We start from the raw sequence: 15501 nt of genomic DNA on the forward strand, positions 1-15501 counted from the left end.
AAACGCTGTAGCGCTTTGCTTCGCAAAGGCGGTGTCCGCGCGACTCCGCCTTTGCCTTTTGACGGCGCGACGCAATTTAGGTAAGAGTGCCGTCATTTGCGGCCGGCCCGCCGCCGTGCCACCATGCAGACACCGACGCTCGCCCAACGATGAAAACCACTGAGCATGAACCGCCCCGATCCCGATGAGTTGCTCGACAAGCTGCAACGCGACGAAGAAAAACGTCAGCGAGGCAGGCTGAAGATTTTTTTCGGCGCGTCGGCGGGCGTCGGCAAAACCTATGCGATGTTGCAGGCCGCGCGCCGCCGTCACGACGAAGGCGCGGACGTGGTGGTCGGCATCGCCGAAACGCATGGCCGCACCGAAACTGCGGCGCTGCTCGAAGGGCTCGACGTGCTGCCGCTCGCGCAGATCGAGTATCGCGGCCGCAAGCTCGGCGAGTTCGATCTCGACGCCGCGCTCGCGCGCAAGCCGACGCTGATTCTCGTCGACGAACTCGCGCATTCGAACGTGCAGGGCGCGCGGCATCTGAAGCGCTGGCAGGACGTGTATGAACTGCTCGACGCGGGCATCGACGTCTATACGACGGTCAACGTCCAGCACCTCGAAAGCCTGAACGACGTGGTCGGCCAGATCACCGGCATTCGCGTCTGGGAGACGGTGCCGGACCGAGTGTTCGACCGCGCCGACGAAGTCACGCTAGTCGACCTGCCCGCCGAGGAACTGCTCGACCGCATGCGCGACGGCAAGGTGTACATGCCGCAGCAGGCCGAGCGTGCGGTGCGCAACTTCTTTCGCAAAGGCAATCTGATTGCGCTGCGCGAACTGGCGTTGCGCCGTACCGCGGATCGCGTCGATGCGCAAATGCACGAGTACCGGGCGGACCGTTCGATCCAGCGCATCTGGCAGGCGCGCGAGCGTTTGCTGGTGTGCGTCGGCCCCGGCCCGGAAGCACCGATGCTGGTGCGCGCGGCGGCGCGCCTCGCCGCCAGCCTGAAGGCCGACTGGATCGCTGTCTATGTGGAAACGCCGGCATTGCAGCGTCTGCCCGACGCGCGCCGCGAACGCACGTTGAACGCGCTGAAACTCGCCGCGGAACTCGGCGCCGAAACCGCCACGCTGGCGGCCGCCGACGCGGCCGTCGCCTTGATCGGCTATGCGCAGGCGCGCAACGTATCGAAGCTGGTGGCCGGCGCGTCGGCACGCACGGGCGTGAGGCGCTGGCTGCGTCGTCCGCTCGGCGAACGGATCGCCGAGAAGGCGGCCGATCTCGATCTCACGCTGATTCGCGCGTCGTCCGAGCGCGACGGCGGCGAGCATCGGCACCTGTTGAACACCACCGCGAACGCATGGCGCGAGGCGCTCAGCGCGGCGCGCGAACGCCGCTCGCCGCCGCGCGCCTACGGCTTCGCGCTGTTGATCTGCGCGGCCATCACGCTGCTGGCGAGCCAGTTGATCGACCATATCGATCTGACCAATCTCGTCATGCTGTATCTGCTCGGCGTGATCTTCGCCGCGGTGAAGCTGGGGCGCGGACCCGGCGTGGTGCTGTCGTTCATGAGCGTGGCCGCGTTCGATTTCTTCTTCGTACCGCCGCGCATGTCGCTGTCGGTCTCCGATACGCAATATCTGCTGACTTTTCTGGGCATGCTGCTGACCTCGCTGGTGATCAGCCATCTCACTTCGAGCCTGCGCCGCGAGGCGAGCGTGGCGCGCCGTCGCGAACAGCGCACTGGCGCGATGTACGCCATGGCGCGCGAACTGGCCGCGGCGCTGACCACGGAACAGATCGTCGGTATCGGCAGCCGGCATGTGAGCGAGGTGTTCGGCGCGCGTGTCGCGATTCTGTTGCCGGACAGCGCCGATCAGGTGAAGCAGAAGATCGAGGATCCCGACGCGACGATCACGCTCGAAGGCGAATTGCTCGATAGCGACGTCGGCCAATGGGTCTACGACCAGCAGAAGCCGGCCGGCCACGGCACCGACACGCTGCCGGCGGCCGCCGCGCTCTACCTGCCGCTCAAGGCGCCGATGCGCACGCGCGGCGTGCTCGCCGTGGTGATGCGCGACGAGGGCGAACTCGACGTGCCCGAGCAGCAGCGCATGCTCGACGCGTTCGCCGCGCAGATCGCGCTCGCGCTGGAGCGGGTGCATTACGTCGACATCGCGCGCGATGCGCTCGTCAACATGGAGTCGGAGCGCCTGCGCAACTCGTTGTTGTCGGCGATCTCGCACGATCTGCGCACGCCGTTGACGACCATCGTCGGCTTCTCGTCGATGCTCGCGCAAGCGCCCGAGGCGCAGCCCAACAGCGAGCTGGTCGAAGCGATTCACGAGGAAGCGCTGCGCATGACCGGCATCGTCACGAATCTGCTCGACATGGCGCGTCTGCAGGCGGGCAGTCTGCAACTGAACCAGCAATGGACGCTGCTCGAAGAGACGGTGGGCGCCGCGCTGCGGGCTTGCAAACGCGTGCTGGCGAATCATCCCGTGCAAGTAAAACTGCCCGCCGATCTGCCGCTCCTGCATCTCGACGCCGTGCTGACGGAGCGCCTCTTCTCCAACCTGTTCGAGAATGCCGCGAAATACACCGCGCCGGCCACGCCGCTGACCATCGGCGCGCAGCGTCTCGACGCGGACGGCAAGTCGTTCGTGCGCGTGACCGTCGACGATAGCGGCCCGGGTCTGCCCGCCGGCATGGAAGCACGCGTGTTCGAGAAATTCACGCGCGGCGAGAAGGAGTCGGCCAAGCCGGGCATTGGCCTGGGACTGGCGATCTGCCGCGCGATCGTGGAAGCGCACGGCGGTACAATCGGCGCGCTCAATCGCATGTCCGCGGACGGCCGTGTCGAAGGCGCGCGCTTCTGGTTCACGCTGCCGGTGGAGACGCCGCCCGACGCGCCGGATGCACTGGAAAACGAAGGCGCCGATTCCTTGACCCACGCCGATACCGGCGGCGATTCAACTCTCAACCCGCTTTCCAAGCCTAGCCATGAGTGACCCGAGCATCACCGTCGTCCTGATCGAAGATGAAAAGCAGATTCGCCGCTTTGTGCGAACGGCGCTGGAAGGCGAGGGCATCGTCGTGCACGACGCCGAGACCGGCAAGCAGGGTCTCGTCGAAGCCGCGACGCGCAAGCCCGATCTGGTGATCGTCGATCTCGGTCTGCCTGATACCGACGGTCTCGACGTGATCCGCGAACTGCGCGGCTGGAGTGAGCTGCCGGTGATCGTGCTGTCGGCGCGCACTCAGGAGAGCGAAAAAGTCGCCGCGCTCGATGCCGGCGCGGACGATTACCTCACCAAGCCGTTCGGCGTGTCCGAGTTGCTGGCGCGGATTCGCGCGCATATGCGGCGGCGCAATCAGGGCGGCGCCAACGAAACGCCGCAGGTGCGCTTCGGCACGGTGACCGTCGATCTCGCACTGCGGCAGGTGAGCCGCGAGGGCGCGGTCGTCCATCTGACGCCGATCGAATACCGGCTGCTCGCGACGCTGGTGCGCCACGCCGGCCGCGTGCTGACGCACCGCCAGTTGCTGCGCGAGGTGTGGGGGCCGTCACATGTCGAGAGCCATCACTATTTGCGCATCTATATGGCGCATCTGCGTGGCAAGCTGGAGCGCGACCCGGCGCAACCGGAGCACATCGTCACGGAAACGGGTGTCGGATACCGGCTGGTGGGCGCGGTTTGAGCATGCGGCGGCAATTTGCCACCGCGCGACGCGCGTTCCGGCGGCGAGCGCCGACCGGCGGCCTTGGGCTATTTTGGTATGATTACATTTCGTAAGGACGACCTTGCGGTTTTCACAAACGGGGACGGCCCCATCTGACCATGGAGCTGTCTCATGTCCTGGATTCTTCTGTTGATTGCCGGTTTGCTCGAAATCGCGTGGGCCGCCGGTCTCAAAACCTCCGATGGTTTTACTCGCCTGTGGCCGTCCGTGTTCACGATCGTGACGGCGCTCGGCAGCTTCGTGCTGCTCGCCATGGCCATGCGTCAGTTGCCGCTCGGCACGGCGTACGCGGTATGGACGGGAATCGGCGCGGTCGGCGCGTTCATCTTCGGAATCGTGGTGATGGGCGAGGCGTTGACCGTCGCGCGAGTCGCCAGCGCGGCGCTGATCGTGATCGGGTTGATCGGCCTGAAGCTGTCTTCCGGGCATTGAGCCCCGCATTTCAACCCGCTGCCGGGCGTCTTTACCCAATCCGCGTGCGCCCGGCCCTCGCCTCCATTCAAGCCGCCCATTTATTCGCCGCTCTGCGTTCTGCGAATTAAGGTGGCTATAATGAGATCGAATCCAACCTGAAATTGTCCGCGGCCCATTTGGCGCGACCGGCTTGGCGCGGGTCTGACGACTTCGATGCGCGGCCCCATTCGTGGCCCGTCGTAGCGCCCGGCACGCACAGCGCGCCTGGAGGCGGCCATGCTTGAATCACTTTCGCTCGCGGCGGGCCTCTCATGGGGCAGCGGCCTGCGCCTCTACCTGACGGTCCTGCTGGCCGGCGTGTTCGCCCGGCTCGGCCTCGTCCATCTTCCCGATACGCTGTCCGCGTTGTCCTCGCCGTGGGTCATCGGCGTGGCCGGCGTGCTGACTGTCACCGAATTTCTCGCCGACAAGATTCCCGCGTTCGATTCGCTGTGGGACGCGGTTCATACCTTCATCCGTATTCCGGCCGGCGCCGTGCTGGCCGCCGGCGCGCTAGGCCATGCCGACCCTGCGCTGCTGACGGTGGCCGCGCTCGCGGGCGGCACGTTGGCGGGCACGGCGCACCTCGCGAAAGCGGGCACCCGCGCGCTGATCAATCTGTCGCCGGAACCGGTGTCGAATGTGGTGACCTCGACCGCTGAAGACGGACTCGTGTTCGGCGGCATGCTGCTCGCGCTGTTCGTGCCGCTCGTTTTTCTGGTGTTGATGATCGGTTTCCTGATGCTGGCCGGCTGGGCGTTGCCACGGCTTTGGCGTGGGGTGCAGGGCGGTTTTCGCGGCATGGCGACGCACATGGTGTCGCGCTTCGCCAGGAGCAGGCACGATTGAGCGATACGGTACGGAGTTCCACGGCGCGCAGAGCTTTACCGGTGACGACGCGCCGGTTCGGCGGCATGGATCTGTTGCGCCAGTCCATTCGCATGACGTCACGCGACTGGCGCGCGGGCGAGCTGACGATGCTGCTGCTGGCGCTGGTGCTGGCCGTGGCGGCTTTGTCGAGCGTCGGCTTTCTGGCTGACCGTCTGCATCAGGGGCTCGAGCGCGACGCGCGGCGCATGATCGCCGCCGACTTCATCGTGCGGGCCGATCATCCGGTCGATCCGCAATTCGCCGCGCAAGCTAAGGCGCTCGGCCTGAATACCGCCAGCACGGCGATCTTTCCCAGCATGATCAATTCGACCGGCGCGCAGCCGGTCTCGCGGCTCGCCGCCATCAAGGCGGTGTCGCCCGGTTATCCGTTGCGCGGCGCGTTGCGCATTGCTTCGGCACCGGGCGCGGCGGACCACCCGGCGCAGTCGATTCCGCCGCCGGGCGTCGTGTGGGTCGATCAGGCGCTGCTCGATGCGTTGAAGGTGCACGTCGGCGATCGCGTGAAAGTCGGCGGTCGTGACTTCACGATCGGCGCGGTGATCACGCGCGAACTCGACCGCGGCTTCTCGTTCGTCAACTTCTCGCCGCGCCTGATGCTGCGCGCCGACGACGTGCCGTCCACCGGCCTCGTCACCTATGGCAGCCGCGTGACCTATCGCTTGCTGGTCGCGGGCACGGACGAGTCGGTGGCGCGCTTCGCGCAGTTCGCGCATGAGCGTGTGGACGGCGGCAAGATGCGCGGCGTCGCGCTCGAATCGTTGCAGGACGGCCAGCCGCAAGTGCGTCAGACGCTCGATCGCGCGAGCCACTTCCTCACGCTCGTCTCGCTGCTCACCGCGTTGCTGGCGGCCGTGGCGATTGCGATGGCCGCGCATCGGTATATGCGCCGGCATCTGGACGGCTGCGCGGCGATGCGTTGCCTCGGCGTCAGCCAGTCGACTTTGCGTGCGCTCTTCACGCTCGAATTCGTCGGGCTCGGTTTGATCGGCGGCGCGCTGGGCGTGGCGCTCGGTTTTCTGGGGCATCTCGCGTTGCTCACGTGGCTCGGCAGTCTGATCGATGTCGTGCTCCCGTATCCGACAGCGTGGCCGGCGCTCGAAGGCATCGCGGCCGGTCTCGTGCTGCTGCTGGGCTTCGCCTTGCCGCCGCTGTTGCCGCTCACGCGCGTGCCGCCGGTACGCGTGCTGCGCCGCGAATGGGGCGAAGCGGGGCGCACGGCGTGGGCGGCCTACGCGCTCGGCATCGCGCTGTTCGCCGCGCTGCTGATCATCGCGGCGGGCGAGTTGAAGCTCGGTGGAATCGTGGCCGGTGGCTTCGCGGGCGGGATGCTGGTGTTCGCGTGCATCGCGCGGCTGGCGCTGTGGGGCGCGGCGCGCGTCGTGCGCAGCGAGCGCGTGAATGCGAGCATCGGCTGGCGTTATGCGCTGGCGTCGCTCGAACGGCGCAGCAGCGCGAGCGCGTTGCAGATCACCGCGCTCGGCATCGGCCTGATGTGCCTGTTGCTCATCGCGATGACGCGCAACGACCTCGTGGCCGGCTGGCGCAAATCGACGCCGCCCGATGCGCCGAACGAATTCATCATCGATATCCAGCCCGACCAGCGCGACGCCGTCACGCAGTATCTGAGTACGCACGGCGTGCCCGGCACGGTGCTCGCGCCGATGGTGCGCGGCCGGCTGACGGCGATCAACGGCAAGCCGGTCAACCCCGATTCCTTCAAGGGCGACGACGCCAGGCGTCTGGTGGATCGCGAATTCAATCTCTCGTACACGACCGAGCTGCCCGACGACAACCGCCTCGCAGCCGGCACCTGGTACGGCGACACGAAAACGCCGCAGATTTCGATCGAGCAGGGCCTCGCCAAGCTGATCAACGTGAAGCCCGGCGACATGTTGCGTTTCGACGTGACCGGCTTGCAGATCGACGCGCCGGTCACGAGTGTGCGCAAGCTCGACTGGGGTTCGTTCAAGGTCAACTTTTTCGTGCTGATGCCGCCCGCCGCGCTGCAGGATTTCCCGGCGACGTTCATCACGAGTTTTCATTTGCCGCAGGAAAAACAGTCGACCATCGACGGCCTGATCGCCGCCTATCCGAACCTCACGGCCATCGACACCGGCCCGATTCTCGCGCAGGTGCAGCGCGTGCTGCAGCAGGTGATCGGCGCGGTGCAATTCCTGTTCGCGTTCACGCTCGCAGCGGGCGTGCTCGTGCTGTACGCGGCGCTCGCCGGCACGCGCGATGAGCGTATGCGAGAATCCGCGCTGCTGCGCGCGCTGGGCGCATCGCATCGCCAGGTGCGGGCGGTGCAGGTCGCCGAGTTCGTCGCGGTGGGCGCATTGGCGGGCGCGATGGCGGCGGCCGGTGCGCAGGCCATCGGCTATGTGCTGGCGACGCGTGTGTTCGAGTTCTATCTGAGTTTCAATCCCTGGTTGTTGCCGGCGGGCATTGCCGCCGGCATCGCGTGCGCCGGTGTGGGCGGCTGGCTGAGCCTGCGGCATGTGCTGGCGCGGCCCGCGTTGCAATCGTTGCGGGACGCGTGAATTTTCTTATCGGTTGGTGAGCAGGTATGAGTGATTTGAACGACGAGGTGTCCGCGGCGCAGCCGACGGCCTTCGAACTGGTGGGCGGCGAAGCGCGTGTGCGCGAACTGGTCGACCGCTTTTACGATCTGATGGATCTCGAAGCGGACTTCGCCGGAATCCGCGCGTTGCATCCCGAATCGCTCGACGGTTCGCGCGACAAGTTTTTCTGGTTTCTGTGCGGCTGGATGGGCGGTCCCGATCATTACATCAGCCGCTTCGGTCATCCGCGTTTGCGCGCGCGGCATCTGCCGTTCGCGATCGCCTCCAGCGAGCGCGATCAGTGGCTCAGGTGCATGGCTTGGGCAATGGAAGATGTCGGTCTCGACGAGCCGCTGAGAGAGCGCCTGCTCGGCTCGTTCTTCGAAACGGCTGACTGGATGCGCAACCGGAATGGCTAACGGGTTGGACTCGGACCAGTTTTCCGCTGACGACGCTAATTTGCCGCAGGAAGCGCGCGAGGTTCTCGACTGCTGGTTCGGTGTACCCGGCACGCCGGAGTACGACACCGAGCGCAAAATCTGGTTTTCACGCAATGCGGCCTTCGACGCGATGTTGCGGGAACGCTTCGGTGCGTTGATCGAACTGGCACGCGAATCGATGCTCGATAACTGGACGCAGACACCGCTAGGCGCGCTGGCGCTTGTCATCGTGCTGGATCAGTTCTCGCGCAATTGTCATCGCAATACAGCGCGCGCATTCGCAGCTGACCAGAAAGCCTTGCATATCGCGCGGCAGATGATTGCGAGCGGGGCGGACCGCTTGTTGCCTACCGCGCATCATCGTGCGTTCGCTTATCTGCCGTTCGAGCACGACGAAACACCTGAGAGCCAGCGTGAGTCGCTGCGTCTATTCGAACAGTTAAAAGCGGAGCCAGGCGGCAAATCGTATTACCGCTCCGCGGTGCGGCACGCGGAAATCATCGAGCGTTTCGGGCGCTTTCCGCATCGCAATGCGACGCTCGGGCGTACCTCGACGGCTGAAGAAATCGCCTTTTTGCGTACACCCGGTTCATCGTTTTAGATGCGCGGCGCCCGTGCTTTTCGTCGATCGCCGCTCTCGCGGCCCGTGGCGTAAGCACGCAAATCACGCCAGTTCGTTCGCTTCACCCACGCAAGGCAAGGCGGCCGCTCGTGCATGCATGCAGCCGGTTATAAGGGGAAAAGTGGGAAGCGAGCCGGCGCCTTAGCGTCCGCCGGACACGTCGAGCAGCGCGCCCGTCACATACGAGGCGGCATCACTCAACAACCATACAATGGTCTCGGCCACTTCGTCGGCCGTGCCGGGGCGGCCCAGCGGCGTGGTCGCGCCGAGTTGCGCGGCGCGCTCGGGCTTGCCGCCGCTCGCGTGAATCTCGGTATCGATCAAGCCGGGCCGCACCGCGTTCACGCGCACGCCTCGCGGGCCGAGCTCCTTGGCGAGGCCGAGCGTCATCGTATCGACAGCGCCTTTCGAGCCGGCGTAGTCGACGTATTCGTTCGGTGAACCAAGACGCGACGCCGCTGATGACACGTTGACGATCACGCCGCCCGCGCCGCCGCGATCGGTCGACATGCGCCGCGCGGCTTCGCGCGCACACAGATAGACGCCCAGCACGTTGACGTCGAACATGCGCTTCAGGCGCGCGAGGTCCATGTCGGCAAGCTGGCTGGACGGCGCGACGATCCCGGCGTTATTGACGAGCGCGTCTATCCGGCCAAACTTCTGCTGAAGCGCGTCGAACATGGCGAGCACGTCGGCTTCATTCGCGACGTCGCCGGCGATGGTCAACGCGCGGCCGCCGGCGCGCTCCACTTCAGCGGCGGTATCCTGCGCGGCAGCGAGATTGCGCGCGTAATTCACGCCGACGAACCAGCCGCGCGCACCCAGCAAACGCGCCGTCGCGCGGCCAATGCCGCGGCTGCCACCGGTGATCAGAACGGTTTTCGTCATCGCAACCTCAGCAATCTGCAGGTTCGGAAATGTCAGACCGCATCGCGCTTGATCGCCCACTTGTCGCTGACGGGCGGCTGGTAGCGTTGCAGCTTGCCGATCAACCCGGCGGGATCGGCGTCGATCTGCAGGATGTCGAAATAGGTTTGGCGCATGAAACCTTCGTCGACCGTGTGCTGAAGCATGTTGATCAGCGGATCGTAGAAGCCGTCGATATTCAGCAGTGCCACTGCTTTCTGGTGATAGCCGAGTTGCGCCCACGTGTAGACCTCGAACAGCTCTTCGAGCGTGCCCGCGCCGCCCGGCATGGCGACGAACGCGTCGGACAGGTCGGCCATCATCTTCTTGCGATGATGCATGTCGGGTACCACGTGCAATTCGGTCAGGCCGTTATGGCCGACTTCCTTGTTGACCAGCAGTTCGGGAATCACGCCGATCGCGCGGCCGCCTTCGGCCATCACCGTGTCGGCGATCACGCCCATCAAGCCGACCTTGCCGCCGCCGTACACCAGTGCGAGATCGGCTTGCACCAGCGCGCGGCCGAAGGTGCGCGCCGCTTCCGCATACAACGGTTTGGCTCCGTTGGAAGAGCCGCAATACACACACACCGACTTCATGCTCAAACGTCCTTCGGTTCGTTGCGGGGCGCGGCGCCTTCCTTGGGCGGCAGGTAGTCGTAAAACTCACGCTTGGGCAGTTTGCCCGACACGAGGTCGTCGAAAATCTGCCGTGAGCGGCCGCGCAGATAAGGCGCCATCAGCGAGATGATCTGCACGCTCACCTGATGCAGCTCCGCGCGGATCGCTTCCTGCTCGTTGTATTTGCGCGGGTTCATCACGAACTGATAGGAGAGCCAGTACGTGCCGATCACGCCGACGTTGGTGGCGATCACGTGCAGTTCTTCCGGCGTGGCGACCATTTCGCCGTCGGCGACGAGTTGTTCGCAGAACTGGCTCGCAAAACGCACCTTGTGGCTGATGATCTGTTTGAAGTGCGTTTCGAGCGTGCGGTTGCGTGCCAGCAGATCGTTCAGATCACGATACAGGAAACGATAACGCCACGTGAAATCGACCATGTACTGCAGATACGACCACATTTCGTCGATGGTTGCGCGATGGTCGTCGGGGAAACGCAGACGCTTTTCGATCTCCTGCTCGAACTGGCTGAAGATGCTGTTGATGATGTCGTCTTTGTTGCGGAAGTGGTAGTACAGGTTGCCTGGACTGATTTCCATTTCCTCGGCGATCGTCGTCGTCGTGACGTTCGGCTCGCCGATTTCGTTGAACAGCTTCAACGACAGCTCGAGAATCCGTTCGCGCGTGCGGCGGGGAGGTTTGGCTTCCATGTCGTCCGGCCCTGGTTACGCCGGGCTGGGGCACACGGCGGCGAGCCGCTCTTTGCGTGATCCGCCCGGACGCGGTTGGTGTATCGGACGATTATAAACCGAGCGTTCTAATACCAAGCGATAGTCAGGGTTTTCATTCCTCGCGACGCTTTCGCGCGTCGATCGAACGCGCTTGTACGGCGCTAAAACAGCCTGCCGCGCGGCTTCACAGCCATGCCTCGACCCAATGCGCGACGAGCGGCCCGACGATCAGCAGCCACGTCATCAGGCACATGCCGAGCGCGACCATCACGGCCGCGCTGCCGAGATCCTTCGCGCGGCGCGAGAGTTCGTGGCGTTCGAGTGAAATCCGGTCGATAGCCGCTTCCACGCTCGAATTCAGCAACTCCACGATCAGCACGAGCAGCACCGAACCGAGCAGCAACACGCGCGACACCGGCTCGACCGGCACCAGCGCGCCGCAGGGAATCAGGATCGCGGCAAGCGTGAGTTCCTGGCGAAACGCGCTTTCCTCGCGAATCGCGACGCGAAAGCCCGCAAGCGAATTTTTCATCGCGTGCCAGGCGCGCGTGAGGCCGCGATTGCCTTTGTAGGGATTGAAAGGCAGCGGCGCGAGCGGGTCGTCGGGACTGAGGGGTTCGTGCTGCGTGTCGTGTTGCGTGCCGTTTTGTTGCGTGCCGGTCGCAATGTTCGCTCCGTTTGCGCCATTTGCGCCATTTGCGCCGTTCAAACCATGCGCGCGATCATGATTCGGCGTGCCTGGCTCATGCACGTCGTCGAACGGTTCGATGCTTGCGGTGTGGTTGTCGTTGTTGGTATCGACGGCACGCAGCGCGCCGTTCGGCGCGCGCCCCACGGTGGATGGTCTGGTTCGCATGGACGGCTCGGCGCGCCGCATCACGCGGCGGCGCTTTCCTCACGATACGAGGCGCGCGGCAGCGGTTTCAGATGCGCGGCGAATTGCTCGGAGGCCGCTGCCCACGAGAAGCGTTCGGCCCACGCGCGCGCATGGTTGCGATCGATCTTCAACGCTTCGAGGCAGGCTTCGCGCAGATCTTCATGCATCGCGCCCGCGCCGCCGTCGCCGAGCACATCGATCGGGCCGGTGACCGGATACGCCGCGACCGGCGTGCCGCAGGCGAGTGCTTCGAGCAGCACGAGCCCGAACGTGTCGGTGCGGCTCGGGAACACGAAGACGTCCGCCGCCGCATAGACCTTCGCCAATTCGGCCTGCGTCAGCACGCCCAAATAATTCGCTTGCGGATAGCGCGACTTCAGTTCGGCGAGTGCCGGACCTTCACCTGCGACCCACTTCGAACCGGGCAGATCGAGCTTCAGAAACGCCTCGACGTTTTTCTCGACCGCCACACGTCCCACGTACAGAAAGATCGGCCGCGCGCTATTGAGCACCTTCGAGTCCATCTGATGGAAGATGTCCAGGTCGACACCGCGCGTCCACAGCACGACGTTGGTAAAGCCGAATTTTTCGAGGTCGGCCTTGACGACCGGCGTGGGCGCCATCACAGCCAGCGACGGCTTGTGAAACCAGTGCAGGAACTTGTAGGTCGCGGCGAGCGGAATGCCGAAACGCGCTTGCACGTACTCCGGAAAACGCGTGTGATAAGCGGTGGTGAACGGCAGCTTGTGCTGGATCGCATAGGCGCGCGCGGCCATGCCGAGCGGACCTTCGGTGGCGATGTGCAATGCGTCGGGCGAGAACGCGTCGATACGCTCGCGCAGTTTGCGGCGCGGCAGCAGCGAGAGGCGGATCTCCGGATAAGTCGGGCAAGGAATCGTCTTGAATTCGAGCGGCGTCAGCAGATCGACGTGATGGCCGAGCGCGCTGAGTTCGCGCGTGGTGTTTTTCAGCGTGCGCACGACGCCATTGACCTGCGGTTCCCACGCGTCGGTGACGATCATGATCTTCATCGGTTTCGGCCCAATAGAGGAGTTGACAAGCAGGGACTATGCGGTCGCCCGGGCCTTTTGCACGCCCACTTCCGGAGAGCACATCACGGTCCAGTAGATCACCTTGAGTTCGCCTTCATACGTCTCGACGAGGGCCGACAGGCTTTCGACCCAGTCGCCGTCGTTGCAATACAGAACGCCGTCGATATCGCGTATCTCGGCTTTATGGATGTGCCCGCAGACCACGCCGTCGCAGCCGCGGCGGCGCGCTTCGTCGGTCATCACGCGTTCGAACGAGGAGATGAAATTGACCGCGTTCTTCACCTGATGCTTCAGGTACTGCGACAGCGACCAGTACGGAAAACCGAGCCGGCTGCGGATCCGGTTGAACCAGCGGTTCAGGATCAGGATCATCGTGTAGAGCGTGTCGCCGAGATAGGCGAGCCACTTGGCGTGCTGGATCACGCCGTCGAACAGATCGCCGTGCACGATCCACAGACGCTTGCCGGCGAGCGTGGTGTGAAACGCCTCGCCGCGCACGTGGATGTCGCCGAACGCGAGGTCGCAGAACTGGCGCGCGGCTTCGTCGTGATTGCCGGGCACGTAGATCACTTGTGTGCCTTTGCGCGCCTTGCGCAGTACCTTCTGCACGACGTCGTTGTGGGCCTGCGGCCAGTACCAGCCTTTCTTCAACTGCCAGCCGTCGATGATGTCGCCCACGAGGTACAGATACTCCGACTCGTTGTGACGCAGGAAGTCGAGCAGATAGGGCGCCTGGCAGCCGCTCGAGCCGAGATGGATGTCGGACAGCCAGATGGTGCGGTAGCGGTGCGGCTCGGCGTGATCGTCGTCGTGATGACTGGCTTGGGCGTCGAGTGGCAGTGGCGCCACGGGCAACGGCAAGCCGTGACTGTGGTTGGGTTCCGGGCGGAACGCGACGGGGTCGACGCTCGGGCCGGTCTGGCGGAACAGGGAAGTCGCGGACGTTTTGGGGTCCATGGCTCACGCGTCGAGTTGCGGTGCCCGTATTGGGCCAAGTGTGCGTGACTGTGCCGTGACAGTCATGAGAAGTTCTTATTACTGCGGGGGCGGGAGAGGATCGGGTCGGCGTGAAAGGCGCAGCTCGAAACGCAGCTGGCCCGCGACAGACATGGCTCTCGCGGACTGGCGGTAGGGTGAAGTAACCGAGAGCTCAGCTAGGCCGCGGATCGCGTGAGGCGCGTCGTGTGGTAGCGGCCCGACAGCAGCAACGCGAAATAATCAGGCGGTTAGTGCGGCAGCGTCTGGCGAGGCTTGCGGAAAGCGATGGCTACTCGGCAGGAGGGCGAAATAAACGACCGGCTGGCCCGCGACAGATCAGCGCGAAACGCTGACGACTCGAGTGCCCGCGAGGCGGTCGTGGAGGAATCGGCGCTGCGGATCGAAGCGGCCGGTAGCCGCCCACAGCACGAACCAGATGCCGGCGATTGTCAGCGTCTGCGGCAGCTTGAGTCCGAGTAACGGATGCAGCGCCAGCGGCGGCAAAAACCATAGCCACGCGAGTACGTAGCGGGCGATTGCGCGGCTGGCGGAGAGCGGCGCGCCGTCGGCGGCAACCACGCGCAGGCGCCAGGTTTTCATCGGCAAGGTCTGGCCGCTGTGGGTCCAGAACCAGACAAAGTACACGCCGACCACGAGGCCGATCCATGTCGCCAGCAGGTTGTGATGGGTCAGGCCGTTGCGCTGCTGCGTCAGGGTGCTGAACAGATAGCCGGCGATGAACACCACGCCAAACAGGATCAGCGCTTCGTAGAGCAGCGCCGCAAGGCGCCGCCGGACGGTGGGTGTGTCGCCGTTATTGCTATCGGCAGCGATGGCCTGGGACGCGAGCGGTTGGGACACGGCGGCGGCGTCAGGCTCAGGAGCCATTGAAGATCGACGGCGCTTCGGCCGGCGAAACCGGCAGCGGCGTAGCGGGCACGAAGCTGCCGGCGGCGGGAATCGGCGGCGCGACGGCGGGACTCGGCAACGAAGCCGCGGCTGCGGCGCTGGCCGCTGCCGCGCCGCTTGCGCCGTGCTCACGCGCGTTGACGAGACGATCTAGCCCCTTGATCTCGCTGCGGCCCGAAGGCGGCGCGCTGACCACGCTGGGCCGGCGCTTGCGTTCGCTGGCGGCGAGCCGTTCCTTCTGCTCTTCGGGCAACTGCTGATAGGCCTTCCACGCGTTCTGACGGGCTTCGCGCGGCAATTCCTTCGACACCTGATAGTTTTCACGCGCGACGCGCCGCTGGTCGGGCGTCATGCGGGTCCATTCAGTCATGCGGTCATGCAGGCGTTTCTGCGCATCGGCCGACATCTTCGGGTAACGCGATGCGATCTTGATCCATTTTCGCTTGCGTTCCTCGCTGAAGGAATCCCATTGAGCTTCGAACGGCGCGAGCGCGATATGCTCGGCCGAGGTCAGCCGCGACCACGCCATCGGGCTGTTGCTGCCGGGCAGGCTGGGCAATTCGACGGCAAGCGTCGGCGCGGGCGCCTTGGCGGTCACGTTGCCGCCCGCGGCAGGCGCGCTGACGGGCGACGGACTCGGATGAAAGCGCGGATAAGTCGCGGCAAACGACACAAGAGCCGCGATCGTGCATCCGAAAACAACGGCCAGGCCGCGCTTGTAACTCACCCGA

15 protein-coding genes are annotated in these 15501 nt (G+C 65.0%); 7 read left to right on the top strand and 8 right to left on the bottom strand.

Annotation, left to right across the window (positions count from 1 at the left end):
* The first annotated feature begins 165 nt into the window (after positions 1-165).
* From ACFSNN_RS34285 to ACFSNN_RS34315, 7 genes are all read left to right on the top strand, one after another.
* Positions 166-3000 (top strand): DUF4118 domain-containing protein, encoded by a 2835-nt coding sequence (locus tag ACFSNN_RS34285; protein WP_134456682.1) that lies wholly within the window; start codon positions 166-168, stop codon positions 2998-3000.
* Positions 2993-3691 (top strand): two-component system response regulator KdpE, encoded by a 699-nt coding sequence (gene kdpE, locus ACFSNN_RS34290; protein ID WP_134456681.1) that lies wholly within the window; start codon positions 2993-2995, stop codon positions 3689-3691. The genes ACFSNN_RS34285 and kdpE overlap by 8 nt, the downstream gene beginning before the upstream one ends.
* Before the next feature lie 153 nt (positions 3692-3844).
* A complete protein-coding gene (sugE, locus tag ACFSNN_RS34295; protein ID WP_012432347.1) occupies positions 3845-4165 on the top strand; it encodes a quaternary ammonium compound efflux SMR transporter SugE in 321 nt (106 codons plus the stop codon).
* A gap of 258 nt (positions 4166-4423) precedes the next feature.
* A complete protein-coding gene (locus ACFSNN_RS34300; protein ID WP_012432348.1) occupies positions 4424-5035 on the top strand; it encodes a DUF4126 domain-containing protein in 612 nt (203 codons plus the stop codon).
* Positions 5032-7617, top strand: a complete 2586-nt coding sequence (locus ACFSNN_RS34305) for an ABC transporter permease (RefSeq protein WP_134456680.1) — start codon at positions 5032-5034, stop codon at positions 7615-7617. Before ACFSNN_RS34300 ends, ACFSNN_RS34305 begins: the two co-directional genes overlap by 4 nt.
* Before the next feature lie 26 nt (positions 7618-7643).
* On the top strand, positions 7644-8057 hold the full coding sequence (locus tag ACFSNN_RS34310) for a group II truncated hemoglobin (RefSeq protein ID WP_012432350.1): 414 nt from the start codon (positions 7644-7646) through the stop codon (positions 8055-8057).
* Positions 8050-8679 (top strand): DUF924 family protein, encoded by a 630-nt coding sequence (locus tag ACFSNN_RS34315; protein WP_134456679.1) that lies wholly within the window; start codon positions 8050-8052, stop codon positions 8677-8679. Before ACFSNN_RS34310 ends, ACFSNN_RS34315 begins: the two co-directional genes overlap by 8 nt.
* 162 nt (positions 8680-8841) lie before the next feature.
* On the opposite strand, the gene ACFSNN_RS34320 is transcribed toward ACFSNN_RS34315, so the two are convergent.
* From ACFSNN_RS34320 to ACFSNN_RS34355, 8 genes are all read right to left on the bottom strand, one after another.
* Positions 8842-9588 (bottom strand): SDR family oxidoreductase, encoded by a 747-nt coding sequence (locus tag ACFSNN_RS34320; RefSeq protein ID WP_134456678.1) that lies wholly within the window; start codon positions 9586-9588, stop codon positions 8842-8844.
* 32 nt (positions 9589-9620) lie between these two features.
* A complete protein-coding gene (locus ACFSNN_RS34325) occupies positions 9621-10205 on the bottom strand; it encodes an LOG family protein (protein ID WP_012432353.1) in 585 nt (194 codons plus the stop codon).
* Between the two features lie 2 nt (positions 10206-10207).
* A complete protein-coding gene (locus ACFSNN_RS34330) occupies positions 10208-10933 on the bottom strand; it encodes a TetR/AcrR family transcriptional regulator (RefSeq protein WP_134456677.1) in 726 nt (241 codons plus the stop codon).
* A gap of 205 nt (positions 10934-11138) precedes the next feature.
* A complete protein-coding gene (locus ACFSNN_RS34335) occupies positions 11139-11810 on the bottom strand; it encodes a diacylglycerol kinase (RefSeq protein ID WP_134456676.1) in 672 nt (223 codons plus the stop codon).
* Between the two features lie 20 nt (positions 11811-11830).
* Positions 11831-12862: a glycosyltransferase family 4 protein gene (locus ACFSNN_RS34340; protein WP_012432356.1), complete on the bottom strand. Its 1032-nt coding sequence runs from the start codon at positions 12860-12862 to the stop codon at positions 11831-11833.
* A gap of 36 nt (positions 12863-12898) precedes the next feature.
* Positions 12899-13840, bottom strand: coding sequence for a UDP-2,3-diacylglucosamine diphosphatase (locus tag ACFSNN_RS34345; RefSeq protein ID WP_134456675.1), 942 nt, complete (start codon positions 13838-13840; stop codon positions 12899-12901).
* A gap of 357 nt (positions 13841-14197) precedes the next feature.
* Positions 14198-14749, bottom strand: coding sequence for an RDD family protein (locus ACFSNN_RS34350; protein ID WP_377689127.1), 552 nt, complete (start codon positions 14747-14749; stop codon positions 14198-14200).
* Positions 14739-15497 carry a DUF3106 domain-containing protein gene (locus tag ACFSNN_RS34355; protein WP_134456674.1) on the bottom strand — a complete coding sequence of 253 codons (759 nt, stop codon included), beginning with the start codon at positions 15495-15497 and terminating at the stop codon, positions 14739-14741. Before ACFSNN_RS34355 ends, ACFSNN_RS34350 begins: the two co-directional genes overlap by 11 nt.
* Positions 15498-15501 lie beyond the last annotated feature (4 nt).

The sequence above is a fragment of the Paraburkholderia dipogonis genome, from assembly GCF_042680985.1.
GTDB lineage: Bacteria > Pseudomonadota > Gammaproteobacteria > Burkholderiales > Burkholderiaceae > Paraburkholderia > Paraburkholderia phytofirmans.

What these genes read in the sequence shown, in the direction of transcription:
- ACFSNN_RS34285 (WP_134456682.1), top strand. Translation starts at nt 166, where the DNA reads ATGAACCGCCCCGATCCCGATGAGTTGCTCGACAAGCTGCAACGCGAC.
- kdpE (WP_134456681.1), top strand. Translation starts at nt 2,993, where the DNA reads ATGAGTGACCCGAGCATCACCGTCGTCCTGATCGAAGATGAAAAGCAG.
- sugE (WP_012432347.1), top strand. Translation starts at nt 3,845, where the DNA reads ATGTCCTGGATTCTTCTGTTGATTGCCGGTTTGCTCGAAATCGCGTGG.
- ACFSNN_RS34300 (WP_012432348.1), top strand. Translation starts at nt 4,424, where the DNA reads ATGCTTGAATCACTTTCGCTCGCGGCGGGCCTCTCATGGGGCAGCGGC.
- ACFSNN_RS34310 (WP_012432350.1), top strand. Translation starts at nt 7,644, where the DNA reads ATGAGTGATTTGAACGACGAGGTGTCCGCGGCGCAGCCGACGGCCTTC.
- ACFSNN_RS34315 (WP_134456679.1), top strand. Translation starts at nt 8,050, where the DNA reads ATGGCTAACGGGTTGGACTCGGACCAGTTTTCCGCTGACGACGCTAAT.
- ACFSNN_RS34320 (WP_134456678.1), bottom strand. Translation starts at nt 9,588, where the DNA reads ATGACGAAAACCGTTCTGATCACCGGTGGCAGCCGCGGCATTGGCCGC.
- ACFSNN_RS34325 (WP_012432353.1), bottom strand. Translation starts at nt 10,205, where the DNA reads ATGAAGTCGGTGTGTGTGTATTGCGGCTCTTCCAACGGAGCCAAACCG.
- ACFSNN_RS34330 (WP_134456677.1), bottom strand. Translation starts at nt 10,933, where the DNA reads ATGGAAGCCAAACCTCCCCGCCGCACGCGCGAACGGATTCTCGAGCTG.
- ACFSNN_RS34335 (WP_134456676.1), bottom strand. Translation starts at nt 11,810, where the DNA reads ATGCGAACCAGACCATCCACCGTGGGGCGCGCGCCGAACGGCGCGCTG.
- ACFSNN_RS34340 (WP_012432356.1), bottom strand. Translation starts at nt 12,862, where the DNA reads ATGAAGATCATGATCGTCACCGACGCGTGGGAACCGCAGGTCAATGGC.
- ACFSNN_RS34345 (WP_134456675.1), bottom strand. Translation starts at nt 13,840, where the DNA reads ATGGACCCCAAAACGTCCGCGACTTCCCTGTTCCGCCAGACCGGCCCG.
- ACFSNN_RS34350 (WP_377689127.1), bottom strand. Translation starts at nt 14,749, where the DNA reads ATGGCTCCTGAGCCTGACGCCGCCGCCGTGTCCCAACCGCTCGCGTCC.